The organism is Mycobacterium gallinarum (genome assembly GCF_010726765.1).
In the GTDB taxonomy this organism is placed as follows: domain Bacteria; phylum Actinomycetota; class Actinomycetes; order Mycobacteriales; family Mycobacteriaceae; genus Mycobacterium; species Mycobacterium gallinarum.
Genome location: NZ_AP022601.1, coordinates 1,564,708 through 1,580,626 on the forward strand (window position 1 = coordinate 1,564,708; position 15,919 = coordinate 1,580,626).

Genomic DNA, 15,919 nt, shown 5'->3' on the forward strand with positions numbered 1-15,919 from the left:
CTGGTGCGCGATACCCTCGGGTTCGTCGGACCATGCTTGCTCCGCAAGCTCCAACCATCAGCGACATTGTCGCTAAACGGTTGCGGCCCAGTATTTGTCGGACCCCTCTGTTTTGATGGGGTCATGTCTTCGATCGCCGCCTCCGACGGGGCGGTCGTGCGTCCGAAGGACCGGCTGGAGGTGTTGTTCGGCGAGCTGGGTGAGTTGATGGGTCAGCGCAACGCCATCGACGCGCGCATCGTGGACATCGTGGCCGAGATGGACCACGACGACCTGGTCGGCATGACCGGGTGTCGCTCGCTGTCGGCTTTGGTGGCGTGGAAGACCGGCTCCTCGACCAGAAACGCCGGGAAGATCGCCGCGATTGCGCACCGGGCCCGACAGTTTCCGCTGTGCATGGCGGGCCTGCGCGAAGGCCGGTTGTCACTGGATCAAGTCGCCATCATCGCCGAGAAAGCCGGCGCAGGTTCTGATGGGCACTACGTGACGTTGGCCGAGGTCGCCACCGTCAGCCAACTCAACACCGCCCTCAAGGCCGAACCACCCCTGCCATCTGAACCCGACCCCTGGCGCGACACCCCACCCGAGGCCGAACCCGAGCCGCCGCCGCGGCCCACGATCACCACCACCCACAGCGACGAGCAGACCACCACCTGGAAGATCACCCTGTCGCACCTGGACGCCGCAACCTTCGACGCCGCCGTGCAGTCCCATCTGGATGCCGCGGTCGCCGCGTGGAAACGCGACCACGACACCGACACCCTGCCCGCCGCGGTAGCGCCGCCGTTTCCCACCAAGGGTGAGGCGTTCATGAGCCTGGTCGAAGCCGGCTGGGACACCGACGCCACCCGCCGCCCCCACGGCCAGCACACCACCGTCGTAGTGCACCTCGACATCAACGACCGCATCGCCAACCTGCACCTCGGCCCGCTGCTCACCGACGCCGACCGCCAATACCTCACCTGCGACGCCACCTGTGAGGTGTGGTTCCACCGCGACGGACAACCCCTCGGTGCCGGGCGCGCCACGCGCACCATCGGCCGCCGGCTACGCCGCGCCCTAGAACACCGCCACCCCACGTGTGCGGTGCCCGGCTGCGGAGCCACCCGCGGACTGCACGCCCACCACATCCAGCACTGGGAAGACGGCGGCCCCACCGACCTGGACAACCTGGTCCTGCTGTGCCCCTACCACCACCGGGCCCACCACCGCGGCGTCATCACCATCACCGGACCCGCCGACAGCCTCACCGTCACCGACAGCGATGGCCGAACCCTGAGCCCGGGATCACTCGCGCGCCCACCCACCCGACCCCCACCCGACGCCGCGCCCTACCGCGGACCCACCGGCGAACGCGCCCAATGGTGGTGCTACACCCCCTTCCAACCCACACCACCAACCGCCAACTAGGTGTACTGACCGTGGAGTTCGTCGAATCGCGCGAGCGCCTGTCCGCGTTGGTTGACGTCGAAGGCCTCCATGTGGATGACACGCGTTCCGTCGAAAAGGATGAGGGTGATCACTGGGAACTCGATGACGGCGCCTTCGGGCGTCCTGCCCTTGACGACGAGATCTGTTACCACGCCTTTGGCGGAATGGGCAAGTATCTCGACAGGCTCTGTCCTCAAGTCTGGGATGAGAGCAGCCAAGGCGCGAATCGACCGCCAATGGTCTTCGATCGTTTCGGGTTCCGCGCTGACCAGTTGCCGGTGGTTGACGTAAGTCGCACCGAATTCATTGGCCGCGATTGCGTCCCAGTCGTGCCGGTTGTACATCTCGTTCGATCGGAGTGCAGCCTCGATGACGTCAGGGTATGCAACCTCTCCCGACGCGATCCAGCGAGCGGTGAGTTCCGCGAACGCGGCATCAATGTCGTCGGGGTCGAGAACGGCGAACCAGAAGATCAATTCGTCTTTGTTGATGCTGCCGATATTCAATGCCTCGACAGCGATCGGATTACCGGCCTCGCTCTGATCGCGAAATGTCGCGCGGCCCAGCATCAGATGCTCTCCCCTGACAGCGATGGTCTCAAACTCCGCTTGCCACCCCGCGGCCGCACCGAATGTCACTGCTTGCGCGTAGTCTGGCCTGATCGACCCCGCGTCACGCAGGCCTTTCCGCCGATCTTCGTAAGTACAGTCCTCAGAAAAAAGGGCGAGGTACCTGTCAGGGTCACGCCGGTCGAAGGCATCCACCACTCGTGCGAGAACTCGCGCTAGTGCATTGTTCGGCTGAGGCCCATCAACAGTGAGTTCGTCGAAACGAGTGAGTGCCTGCTCGCGTTGGTCGAGGTCGTACGTCTCGGCGTGGACGATGCGATGACCGTCGATCAGGAGCAGTACAACAAATGGAAGATCAAACGGGACGTCATCGGTCGAGGTGCCCTTCGCGACCGTATGGATGACGATGCCAGTCGCCGAAAGTCGAAGGACGTCGGTCAACTCGAACCGCAAGTCGGGAACGAGTGACGTGAGCATGCGGAGCGAAGACATATCGTCGGCGACCGTGTCGGCGCCACCTCTTAGCTGCAGGTGATTGGTATACGTTGCGCCGGCGTGACGTGTGGCCAGTTTGTCCCACTCATGTCGATTAGCGGACTCGGCGAAAGTCTGGATTGCTTCCATTACTCCGGGGTGGCCGCACTCTCCTGATGCGATCCAGCGGGCGGTCAGCTCGGCGAGAGCGGCATCGATGTCGTCGGGGTAGAAAAGCAGGAGAGTAGAGATCAATTGGCTGACGGTGATTTCCGCGATGAATAGGGCTTCCACGACGACTGGGTGGTCGGCCTCGTCGTGATCGCGATATGTCAGGTGACAGAGCACAAGATGCGGTCCCCGATTTGCAATGCACTCGACTTCCACCTGCCAACCCGTGCCGGCCCCATCAATTACCGCACGGGCAAAGTCTGGCTTGACGAGCCCCGCGTCACGCAAGCCTTTTCGCCGATCCTCGTACCGGGCGTCGTCGGTGAAAATGGACAGATAACTGTCCACGTCGCGGCGGTTAATGTAATCAACCACGCCTGTGAGAACCCGTGTGACTGCGTTATCCGAAAGCGGCGCGGTCACATTCAGTTCCTCGAATCTGGCGAGTGCCCTATCGCGCTGTTGAGGGTCGTAGGTCTCGAGATGGGTGACGCGATCACCGTCAAGAAGTATGAGATAAATCGCCGGAACCTCAACGACAGCGCCCTCGGTCGACGTGCCTTTCAGCACCAGCCTCGCCAAAACACCCATCGCCGAGTGCGCGAAGACCTCGGCGGCTTCGACCCACAGATCGGGTACGAGTGACGCCCATAGCTGAATCGATGACAGGTAACCGGATATGTCGGCGTCGTCGAGTCCGAGCTGTCGGTGGCTTACATACGTCGCGTCGCCGAGACGATTCGCAATGGCGGCCCAGTCATGGCGATTGGCCATGTCAAAAATTCGCTGCGCAGATTGGATGACCGCGGGATGCTCGACCTCTCCCGATGCGACCCAGCGAGCGGTGAGCTCAGCAAAGGCAGAGTGAATGTCGTCAGGGTCGAAAAACACTACACACGGCACGAATTTGTCGGTGAGATCCGTGAGCGCGATCAATTCAACGGTGACTGGCAGTTCGGCATCGGCTGTGTCGCGGAACGTTTCGTGGCTCAGCGCCAAGCGGTCTCCCCTGATGGCAACCGCCTCATGTTCCAGGTGCCAACTCGTGGGCGTTCCGGACAATACCGCGGCTGCGTAATCCCCGTCGGCCGCTCCTTCATATTGCAGTCCTTTTCTGCGGTCCACGTATCGGCCGCTGGCGAGCGAAAGAAATCCGTCCACATCACGGCGGTTGTATGTATCGCAGACTTGTGCTCGCGTACGGCTCGCTGCATTCTCGAGTCGCGTTGCTGACGAACTGAGTTCGTCGAGTCTGGCGAGTGCGGCGTCGATATCACCCTCGTCGAATAGTTCGAAGTGGTCGATTCGACCACGCCCAACTGTGAGGACTTGGATCATTCGCCACTCCGCATCGAATCCCTCTTTCGAGCGGCCGTACGACCTGTTGGTGACGACGGCTCCGACGTCGGTGAGTCGATGAATGCTCTCGACGTACATGGTGAGGTCCGGCACGAGATCCCACGCGGTGCGGAGGGTTTCAGCCAGATCGTTGGGATCGATTGTGACGACTGTGCGGTAGTCCAGGTGGACGACGTCCGTTATCCACGCGGGAAGTTCGTGCCGGTTGAGTCCGGAGTACATCTGCGCCACCGCAGACCAGGTGTCGCGGCATTGGGCCGCTTCCCCAGCGAGATACTGACTGTCCAGTTCCTGGAAGGCGGCGGCGATCTCATCGAGATCGAAAAGCACACTGCGGCTGATCCGTTCATCGTCCTGCGCCTCGACAACCGCCAATACCTCAGCAACGACGGGCTTGCCGGCCTCACCGCTGTCGCGACAGATGTGGCGAACCAGTGCAAGATGGCGCCCCCGGTTGGCGACAGGCTCGATCTCTACGCGCCAACTCGAGGGCCCGGTGAAAAGCAGCCCACGTACGAACTCCCGGTTAATTGGGCCGGCATTGCGCAGCCCCCGCCGCCGGTCGTCGTACTGCGCGTTGGTCGCCAACACGCCGAGGTAGCCCTCAAGATCCCCACGATTGAATGCGTCTGCGGCCCTGCCGTCCCCGCGAATCGCCGCATTATCGAGGTGTGTTGCAGGCACGCTGAGTTTGTCAAACCAAGACAGGGCCGTATCGAGATCGTGGTCGTCGAAGAGTTCACAGCGGCTGATCAATTCGCCGTCGAACATCAGAAGGGTGATCTCGCGCCATTCGGCATCGAAGCCCTCGCGCGACGTTCCCGACTCGGTGTGGGTGAACACAGCGCCAAGATGGGTCAATCGATGCACGCTCTCGATTCGGGTGCGGACGTCCGGCGCGACCGCCCACATTGCGCTGACGTACTCGTTCATCTCACCGGGCGCAGGAACCATGGCGCGCCGGTGATCGACGTTCACCCAGTCGGTAGTCGTCTGTGACAGTTCATGCCGATTGAACCTCGCATAGGTCTGATTGACCAGCTTCCAAATGTGTGAGTGAGCCGCATCGACCCCTGCCAGGAACCTGGCGTCGAGTTCCGCCAACGCGGAGTCGATCTCGTCCGGATCGAAAAAGGCCTCATAAGCAATCATTTCGCGGTCGGACACCTCGACCACCGCGAGGACCTCCACTACGCTCGGCCCATCTGGCTCATCGATATCGCGGAATCTGCCGCGCATCAGCGCCAGGGCTTCTCCCCTAGTGGCGATGAGCTCGATAGACAGTCGCCAACTCGGGGCCGCCTCAAACAAGAGCGCACGCCCGACATCCGGGTCCACGGGACCTTCGTCGCGAAGTCCCTTCCGGCGATCATCGTAATAAGCGTCCTCGTCGTGGACGGCGAGAAACCCCTCCAGATCTCGCCGGTTGTACACCTCCGAAAAACGCCGCCAAGCCCGCATCGCAGCGTTGTCGGGTCGAGGTGGCGGTTTGTTGATTTCGTCGAACCGCGCGAGCGCGGCGTCGAGGTCTTCGTCGTCGAACAGCTCGAAGCGGTTGCCTAGGTCGCCCTCGAATGTGAGTAGATGAATATCCCGCCACTCGGCGCGGAATCCCTGCGGCGACGTTCCATACGTCGAGGCCGTGATAACCGCTCCGAGATTGCTCAGCCTGTGCACTGCCGCGATATGGGCCTGAGTGTCGGGCGTGACGGTAAACGCCGCTTGGACGTAGTTTGTCAGGTCGCCGGGCTCAAACGCTGTCACCCGACGGTGGTCGATGTTCACCCAATCAGGAGTCGTCAAAGGCGGCTCATGCCGGTTGAACCTGGCGTAGCTGTCGACAACGAGTGCCCACATCTGTGCGTGGGCCGCGCCTTCGCCGGCCAGGTAGCGTGCGTCGAGTTCTGCCAACGCGGGCTCGATATCATCCGGATCGAAGAGTACGAAGTCGTGGACGAGGTCATCGGTCGCGCTCTCAGTCAGCGTCAGGACTTCGACACAAGTCGGTCGGTCAACGTCACCGAAATCGCGAAAAGTTTGACGGCTCAGACAAAGCCGCGATCCCCGAACCGCAATGTGCTCAACATCCAGCCGCCAAAGTTCTGGATACTCGAATAGCGTTTCGACCACGCGCCGACGCATTGCCCCGCCTTGGGAGTCCCGCAGTCCCATGCGTCGATCAGCAAAGTGGCCATCCGACGCCGTGAGGTCGACGAAGGCGTCCACGTCGCGGCGATTGAATGCGTCGGCAAGCCGATCCCAGATACGCGTAGTCGCGTTCTCAATGCGGGGAACCCGCGTAGTGAGTTCGTCGAATCTCGCGAGCGCAGCGTCTAGGTCGGTCTCGTCAAAGATCTCCAAACGTGTGACATGGTCGCCGTCAACGGTCATTAGCTGGGTCATTCGCCACTCGGCGACGAATCCCTGATGCGATGAACCAACGGATCTATTGGTGACCACCGCGGCACGATCGCTGAGCCGATGCACAGATTCGATGTAGATACTGAGGTCTGGCGTGAGCTCTCGAGCACCGCGAATTGTCGTGTTGAGCTGGTCTGCCGGGTATCCCCGCCGGTGGTCGGTACTCACCCAATTGTCATCGGGCACGAGGCCATTCCGGTTGTATGCGGCATGGGTCTCTGCGACCGCTGACCACGTCTGCGCATACGGCGCCGCTTCGCCGGCGAGGTACCGCGCGTCGAGTTCAGCGAATGCCGCGTCGACGTCGTTTGGGTCGAACACGATATTCATGGAGATATTGCCGGCGTCGTCGATCTCGATGACTTCGAGTACCTCGTCGAAGAAGGCCTCGGTTTGGTCATCGCACTCTGAATAACGCGTGTGCGTCAGAATCAGTCGCTCTCCTCGCACAGCGATGACCTCTTCAGCGACACCTGTGATGCCGACATCGGTTGCTGTGCGGGCATCACGAATCATGGAATCTCCACCATGACGCATCCCGCCGTTTACTGTGCGTCGGCGATCGTCAAGCGTGAATTCCTCCGCGAGGGTGGCGCGCATGCCGTCCCAATCACGAGCCGCGAAACATGCGCGAGCTCGCTTGAGTATACGGCCGGCAGCGTTCTCCAAGAATCTTGAACTACTGAGTTCGTCGAACTTCGCCAGCGCGGCGTCGAGGTCGGTCTCGTCGAATAACTCCGTGCGATTGAGCTTCTCGCCGTCGACCATCACCAGGCCGACCTCTCGCCACTCCGCGTAAAAGCCGGTGACCGACACCCCTCGCGTCGTACTGGTGACGACGGCCCCAAGATCATTCAGCCGATGAACCGCCTCGACATGGATTCTGTTCTGCGGTGAATCCACCCAGGAAGAGCGAACATATGTCGCCAACTCGCCTGGTGGGAATGCGCTACCTCCTCGCCGATGGTCGATGTTCACCCAATCTGGCGTCGTCGGGGGAATTTCGTGGCGGTTGAGCGCGGCATAGCCATCTTTGATGACCGACCACGTGTGTGCATGCGCGGCCGCTTCGCCGGCGATGTAGCGTTTGTCGAGTTCTTGAAATGCCGCATCGAGGTCATCAACGTCGAAGACGACCTGAGCGGTGACGCTTCCGTCTGCATCGATCTCTGCTATCGCAATGTTCTCGACGTAGAACGCACCAGGTTGCGCTTCGTAGGACGATTCTGCCCGAACTAGGAGGAGGCGCTCTCCACGGGTCGCAAGATCAGTCGAGCAAAGTGTCGGTATCCCAGCGTCGGCGGCGGATCGCATGTCCTGCAACAGGGAGTCCCGGCCGTGGCGGATCCCAGCATTCACGACGGACCGGCGATCTTCGTTGTAGAAGTCCTGCGCAAGCATTTCGGCCATCGCATCCCAGTCGCGAGCTGCGAAAGTTGCCCGGAATCGTTCAGCCACTCGGCTCGCGGTATTCCGGAGCTGTGGTGCGGGACTGCACAGCTCGTCGAACCTCGCAAGTGCCGCATCAAGCTCCGTATCGTCGAACAGCTCGCAACGATTGATTCGGCCATCCTCGACTGTCGAGATGGTGATCACCCGCCACTCGGCGTTGAAGCCTTGTTGTGAGGTGTTGTGCCACTTGTGGGAGACGACCACCCCGTGGCTGCTCAGTCGGTGGACCGTCTCGATGTCGATACGGATTTCAGGCGCGTCGTTCAAGGTGGCCTGGAGGTACGCCATCATTTCACCGGGCGCGAACGCGATTGGTCGACGGTGATCGAGGCTGACGAAGTCCGCTGATGTCGTCGTGGGAAGTTCGTGTCGGTTGACTGCCACGAATGCATCCGCGATCACAGAATAGGTCTGCGCGTGTGCGGCGGCTTCGCCGGCGAGGTATCGAGCGTCGAGTTCTTTTAATGCGTCGTCGACATCGTTGAGGTCGAACATGACAAAGGCAGAGAGCCGGTCCAGGGCGTCGACCTGACCGATGACGAGCGCCTCGGTGCGGAAGGCCTCAGGTCGTTCATCTCTGCCACCGATCAGAACACGGTGCAGCGTCAGCCGGCTGCCACGTGTCGCGACCACCGTCGACGTGACGTTCTTCACGCCGGTATCGGCGGATGCTCGCATGTTCGCGATTGTGGCGTCGCGCCCGATGAACTCAACACCGACTAGTGGACGGCGGTCGTAAAGGCAGATGTCCTCCGCAAAGATCTCAGCCATGCCATCCCAGTCGCGAGCGTGAAGCACATGCTGAAACCGCGTCATCATTCGACTTGCCGCGTTATGCGGCTGCTGCTGCCTAGTGAGTTCGTCGAACCTCGCCAGCGCGGCATCGACGTCGGTTTCGTCGAAGACTTCGCAGCGGCTCGTGAAGCCGTCATCGACGGTGAACAGGTTGACTACCCGCCACTCGGCGTAAAAGCCATCGTGCGAAGTCCCCTGCGCCACTTGACTGACGACCGCGCCGACGTCGCTCAATCGATACACGGATTCGACGAGAGTCGTCATATCAGGTGTGAGTTCCCATGCCGCACGGAAGTAGTCACTCACGTCGGCCGCCCCCATGTTTGCAACTCGCCGCCGGTCGACGTACACAAAGCCCGGCGTTCGCTCGGGCAGCTCTTGTCGATTGAGCGCGGCACAACTCTCGGCAATCACCGACCAAGTGCGCGCAAGAGCAGCGCCTTCGCCCGACACATAACGGGACTCGAGTTCCTCGACAGCGGCACCAAGGTTGTCGGCGTCGAAAAGAACGAGGGCCGTGATTCTTTCGTCCGCATCGATTTCGACGATTTGAACCAGATCGATCACGCCGACCTCGGGTCGTTCTTCGTCACCTGAATAGCGGATGTGTCCCAGCGTCAATCGCTCGCCCCGAATGGCGATGGCCCTAGGCGTAATGTGTGTCAAGCCGATTTCGGCACCGACCCGTAGATCCTCGACCACCGCATCTCGACCCCGTCGCAGGCCGGCATTCACGACGCGACGACGATCATCGATCGAAACGTCGTCAGCCAAGACCTCCGCCATCGCATCCCAGTGTCCTGCTGCGACAAGGAACTGCGCGCGCGCCTCCACTCGACTCGCGGTGTTCTCCAGTCGCGTTGCCGGGTTAGCCAGTTCGTCGAATCGGGCGAGTGCTGCATCGAGATCTGCCTCGTCGAACATCTCGCTGCGGCTAATGCGGTCACCTTCGACAATCGACAAGGTGATTTCCCGCCACTCACCCTCGAATCCCTGTTCCGTGGTTCCTTTCGCGACATGGGTGACAACTGCGCCGAAACTCGTCAGCCGATGAACGGCCACTATGTCGACCCTAACATCGGGCGTCTGGAACCACGTTGCGTGAAGGTATGACGCTAGGTCACCGGGCGCGAAGGCGGTGGTTCTCCGGTGGTCGACGTTGACCGTATCGGGCGTCCATGCCGGAAGCTCATGCTTGTTGACTGCCGCGTAGGCCCGCGTGATGACTGACCAGGTGTGCGCATTCGCCGCAGCTTCACCCGCGATGTAACGGGAATCGAGCTCCTCGTAGGCGGCGTCGAGGTCCTCGTCGTCGAAACCCACCACCCCGACGATCCGGTTGTCAGCGTTGATCTCGAAGACACCGAGGAACGATGCCTCGACCAGTTCGTCACCGTCCACGACGCGATCTTGAAAAAGGGCGAGCCGTCGCCCGCGTACCGCAATCACGGTCGCGTGAATACGCGGCGCGTTGAGTTCCGCCATCGCACGCATGTTGGCGATCTCGGTATCCCTACCGGTGCGGGCGCCGCCCCCGATGACACGACGGCGATCGTCCCCGGTGACGTCGTCTGCATACAGTTCTGCGAGTGCAGTCCAATCGCGGGCTTCGAACAACGCCCGCAGGCGGTCACCCACTCGGACTGCGTCGTTCTCCAGCCGTGTTGCCGGGCAGCTGATTTCGTCGAACCGTGCGAGTGCAGCGTCGAGATCCGCCTCGTCGAATACTTCGTTTCGGTTAATCAGGTCGCCGTCGACCGTTTGGAGGAGGACCACCCTCCACTCGGCTTCGAATCCGTCCTGCGAGATCCCAACGGATCTGCTTGTCACAACTGCTCCGACATCGCTCAAGGTATGTACTGCTTCGATATAGCTGCGAAACTCCGGCGTCACGTTCCGTGAATTGCTGAGTATCGCCATCATGTCGCTCGAGGCGAAGGGTGTCGCTGGCCGATGGTCGATGTGGACCCAGTCCGGCGTCGCCGGGGGAAGCTCTTGTCGATTGATCGCTGAGCACGAATCTACGACGACGGACCATGCCTGCGCGTGCGGAGCCGCTTCGCCTGCGAGGTAACGCGCGTCGAGTTCGGCGAACGCGGCATCGAGATCGTCCACGTCAAACGCGATGGACGCGACGCATCGCCCTTCGGGGTTGATCTCGATGATGCGCAATACCTCGGTGTGGAACGCTTCTGGTCGCCGGTCACGGCCCGAATAGCGCGTACGGCTCAGGGCCAGACGCTCGCCGCGCACCGCAATCACAGTCGACGTCATCATTTGGACGCCGAGATCGGCGATCGCTTGCACCTCAGCCAGTCCGCTAGCGTGGTCGTAATTCACCTCTCGTCGAAGCCCTCGACGCCGGTCTTCGACCGTCACGTCGTCGGCCCAAATCGACACAACCTCGTCCCAGCGTCGACCCGCAAACAACGTGTTGAACCGAGCATCCACTCGGCTCGCGGCGTTCGCGAGTCGCGCACTCTGCGGTTGCTGTTCTAGCCGCTTGTGCTGTGCGTCGAGTTCCGCTATCGCGGCGTCCATGTCCTCGACGTCGAACCACACCTGCAGCGCGATTCGACGGTCCGCGTCGATGCCGACCACCTGTAGCCACTCATCCTGTGGCGCGCCTGGGCTCGCGTCGGCGGTGCCGACCGCCACCCGGGAGAGAGCTAAGCTCTCGCCTCGTACCGCGAGGATCAAACGGCGGAAACGTCCGAAGCGTATCCCACGCGCAAATTCTCTGGTCTTGCTTGCAAATTCGCTAGGTCGATAGTCGACTCGATCGAAGCCGACTATCTTCCGGCGACTCTCGATAGAACCGCGGGGGGCATACCGCTGCTCTACTTCGCCCCAGTCTGCGTTCTGCACGCCGGCATCAACGCGGTTAAGCACCCGCACACACTCGTTTTCCAGCCCACGCAAAGGCGCACCTTCGAGTTCGAAACGGGCGTGCACAGCCTCCATCTCGGTGATCGCGGCATCGATGTCGTCGACATCGAACCAGATCTGCGTCACGATTCGATCGGTGCGGTCGATACCGACCAACTGAAGCATCTCGTCCTGAGGGGCTCCCGGGCTTGTGTCGGTAGTGCCAACCACCAACCTGGTGAGGGCCATCCGCTCACCCCGCACAGCGACGACATCACGCCGGAGGCGCGCTGCTCCCATTACGCCACCGAAATCTCGTGCTTGGCTCGCAAATTCACTGGGTTGATAATCGGCCGGACCAAAGCCCACTATCTTCCGACGACTCTCGATCGAACCAACGGGAGCATACTCATGCTCGAATTCGTCCCAGGCCGTGCGTTGGAGCGCAGCGTCTACGCGACGAAGCACTCGCACACACGTGTTGTCCGGCTCGACGGTGGACGGTTGCGATGCAGGTGTTGTGGCGGGGACGCGGCGGCCGAGAACCTGCCGCGCCCTTTCGACCAGTGCCGCAGCACCTTTGCGCTCAAACAGTGCGACCGCCTGTTCAGCTGCCGCGCGCGACCCCACAGTGTCACCGGCCATGGCCAACACCATCGCCAGCGTCAGACAGGCGTCACCGTGATCCACCAAAGCGTCAGTACGCTCGGCGATGCTGACGGCCTCCCCTGCCACCCGCCGAGCCTCGTCATGAGCACCAGCACGTGCGTGCAACTGAGCACGAACCGTCCGCCAGGTGATCGACGGCCTCAACGCATGGCCGGCGAGTCGCTCACTCTCCCTGCACAGTTCGTCGGCCTCGGCGTCCCGATCAAGCACCAGGCAAGTTCGCGCCAAGAAAGCCGCGGTCTCTGCGGTATCGGCGTCCAGACCCATCCTGCGAAATCCGTCATACGCCCTCCGCAGATGCGGTTCGGCAGCAGCCGGGTCGTCAGCGACCAACTCGACGATGCCTGCGAACTGGTCGACCTCCAGTAACGCGTGCCGCATGCCGAGTTCGGTGAGGGTGCGTCTGGCCGAATCGATCAGCTGCCGGCCCGCGGCCGCGCGTCCACGCATCGCATCCAGCACTCCCTGGCACCGTGTCGACGTGGCCTCCACCACCGGCGACCCCGTCGTGATGCGCAGCAGCCGAACGACATCCAGACACCGACCACCCGCGCGCGGCACCGGATTCGGTCCCCACAACGCCGCCAGCGGCGCACCCGCCAACACGGCATTCACCCGACGGTGGTCGCGCGCACGTCGTGCCGCGGTCAGCGCCTGATCCAACTCCGTTTCGCTATCAGCGATGCGGCCCAGGCGGGCCAGGCACGCAGCCCGGACCGTGTGGGCGTTCGCCTCCCCCGCAGCATCATCCAGCTCGGCCAACCGTTGTGCGGCGGCGCCTACCTCGGATTCGATCTCGTCCAAACGTTCGGGATTCGTCAGCATCGAAAGCTGGCCGTCGAAACACGTGCCCCAGGCTGACAGCCGCACCGAATCCCCTGCTGCGCGACGCAATTGCGCTACCGCACCCGCCGCCGAACCCACGTCGCCCGCCGCCAGCAGCGCCTCACAACGAGCGACGAGCAGCTCGGCTTCCAGGGCGTCGCGGTCGGGCAACTCGTCGTCGAGTTCCTCGAGCGCATGCAGTGCCCGGTCGTAGAGTTCGGCCGCACCTTCGTATGCGAGGCGCTCGATCGCCTGATCCGCTGCGCGCCTGCAGTACTCGACCGCCTTGGCCGCGTTGCCCGCCCACGCGCATTCGAAATAGTGGTACGCCAGCTCGGCCAGCAGTTCGTCGTCGGCCCCCGACTCGGCCTCCAGCGTGGTGGCAATTTTCTGGTGCAGCCGCATCCGCCGCACCGACGCCAGCTCTGCCAGTAGCGATTGCCGAACGAGGGCGTGGTTGAACCGATATCGACCGCCCGGTTCCTCGATGACGATTCCTGCCTTGCACGCTTCGTCGAACGCGTCGATGAGGTCTTCGCCCACCACCTGCTCGACCAGCGCGAGGGGAAATCGACTACCGACGACTGCGGCGGCAGCCAACGCCTTGTTCGTCTCCGCAGGAAGTCGGGAAAGCCTGCGGCTCACCGCTTCTCGAACTCCCTGGGGCAGCGTGCTCGGGTCCCATCGGCCGCCGCTCTCAGCGACGTGCCGTAACGCCTCGATCAGAAAGAACGGGTTGCCCCCGGTAACCGAGGCCAACGCTCGCGCCAACTCGACGTCGTCGTACCCGGCTTCGGCGACGTAGGCAGTGACGTCATCCTCGTCGAGGCCACCCAGTGCGAGACGACTGGCGGAGCCGTCGCGGTGCAGGTCGGCGAGCATGGCCGCCAGCGGATGGGAGCGGTCGAGGTCGGTGCTGCGGTACGTCCCGACGATCTGCACTCGGGCGTGCTCCCCGAACCGCAGCAGGTGTCGCAGCAGCAGCAGTGTGGGTTTGGCCGCCCAATGCAGGTCATCGAGGATCAGGACGACCGGCGCACTCGCGGCCGCCATCGCCAGCAGTGCGACGACAGCGTCGAACAATGCGTAGCGTTCAGTATCCGGGTCCGAGCGTGTGGGCGTCGTCAGATCGGGCACGGTGTCGGTGAGTCGGGGCACGAGCAGAAGTAACGCCTCGATCCCGCGCATGGCGCGCAACCGGTCGGCGCCCAGGCACGGCACCAACGACCGCAACGCCTCCGCGAACGGCTGATACGCCGCGCCTAGGTCCTCGTCGCAGCGGCCGTAGAGCACGACGGCACCCTGCTCGTAGGCCAGTCGCGACCACTCGCCTGCCAACCGCGTCTTGCCCACTCCGGGTTCGCCCGAGATCAGAACGGCACGCGCACCCGCCGCCAGCGTCGACTCCCACTCCGCCAGAAGTCCCTCGAGCTCAGGAACTCGCCCGACAAACGGCCCCGGCCCGGCCAGCACCGCGGGCAGGGCCGGCCGTTCGATGGGCGTTTCCACTGCCGGTTCGACGGAATCCACGGCCGTCTCCAGCCGCAGCTCGAAGACATGCTCTGGGCGAGCGAGGTTGCGCAACTGCCGCATCCCGAGATCGGCGAGCACTACATCGTCGGACAACGTGTCGATCACGAGTTCGGCGGTCGCGCCCGAACACAGGGTCTGCCCGCCTGCGGCCAGCGATCGCAAACGGGCAGCGCGATTGACCGCCCGACCGAAGTAGTCGCCATCGCGCAACTCCACCTCACCGGTGTGCAGCGCCACCCGGATGCGCATGGGTTCAGCCAGCACCCAGGGTTCGTGGCGGATCGCCTCCTGCAGCTCGATGGCGGCAGCGGCCGCGCCCGACGGCCGATCGAAAACCGAGAACGTCGCGTCGCCCTCGCCCCGCGTCTTGACCAGGCGGCCTCCCCGTGACGTGACGACCTGTTCGACGATCTCGTCATGGCGTGCGAGCGCCGTCGCCATGGCTTCGGCGTCGGCCTCCCACGCCGCCGTGGACCCCTCGATATCGGTGAGCAGGAACGTCACCGCACGTGTGACTATCGAAAGTTGCTCCGGCACAGCAATTTCCAGCGCGACATCCTGCGCAACGATCGCTGCTTCGAGCCGACGAAGGTCTGGCCCCGGGTCGACACCGAGCTCGTCGGCGAGCATCGACCGAGCGCGCTGGTAGGCCGCAAGCGCTTCACCCTGCCTGCCCGCACGGTAAAGGGCGAGCATCAGCTGACTCCAACGCCGCTCGCGCAACGGGGCATCGGCGATCGCGGCCTCCAGCTCGCCGACGATTTCGGCGGCCCGCCCCGTCGCGAGCAGCGCGTCGACCCTGTCCTCCACCAATGCGGCGTGGCTCTCGATCCAGCGCGTCTTCTCCGACCCGCCGCGCGGCCCATCGGGCAGCTCCGGCGCGCCGCGCCACAGTGCCAACGCCTCGTCGAACCGGGCCACGGCCTGGCCTGCGTCTCCGCCCGCGAACGCGTCGCGCCCCTGCCTGGCGGCCAGCTTGTACCGGGTGGCGTCGATCTCGGTCGTGCTCAGGGTCCACCCGGTCCCCTCCGTCAGCACATAGCCGTCGCCGAGGGCGCGGCGCAGAGAAGAGATGTGGGTCTGCAGCGCCTTAACGGCGGTACGCGGCGGACGAGGACCCCAGAGCAGCTCGGCGAGGGCGTCGGCCGTGACGACGGAACCGCCGTGCAGACCGAGCATGGTGAGGACAGCGCGTGGTTTTGCGCCTGGGACAGCGACCGGCAGGCCATACTGCCGGACCTGCAGAGGCCCTAAAACCCCCAGCTCCACGAGTGAAAGCGTAGTCACGTCGCCCATCGTCAGGGCGCGGATTCAATACACGGTCAAGGATGGGTAAAGGCCGTCCGGCGGTG

The 15,919-nt window shown here is 63.2% G+C and carries 2 protein-coding genes; one reads left to right on the forward strand and one right to left on the reverse strand.

Translation table 11 applies throughout. The features are described from left to right. The first annotated feature begins 123 nt into the window (after positions 1 to 123). The gene (locus G6N42_RS07800; RefSeq protein ID WP_163728165.1) at positions 124 to 1,410 is read left to right on the forward strand and encodes an HNH endonuclease signature motif containing protein; all 1,287 of its coding nucleotides are present in this window, start codon (positions 124 to 126) and stop codon (positions 1,408 to 1,410) included. Here the strand turns inward: G6N42_RS07800 and G6N42_RS07805 are convergent. Continuing rightward, positions 1,407 to 15,836 carry an ATP-binding protein gene (locus tag G6N42_RS07805; protein ID WP_232076505.1) on the reverse strand — a complete coding sequence of 4,810 codons (14,430 nt, stop codon included), beginning with the start codon at positions 15,834 to 15,836 and terminating at the stop codon, positions 1,407 to 1,409. The genes G6N42_RS07800 and G6N42_RS07805 overlap by 4 nt on opposite strands. Positions 15,837 to 15,919 lie beyond the last annotated feature (83 nt).

Bases quoted from the DNA above. Each gene is read 5' to 3' on its own strand.
- G6N42_RS07800 (WP_163728165.1), top strand. From the start codon at position 124: ATGTCTTCGATCGCCGCCTCCGACGGGGCGGTCGTGCGTCCGAAGGAC.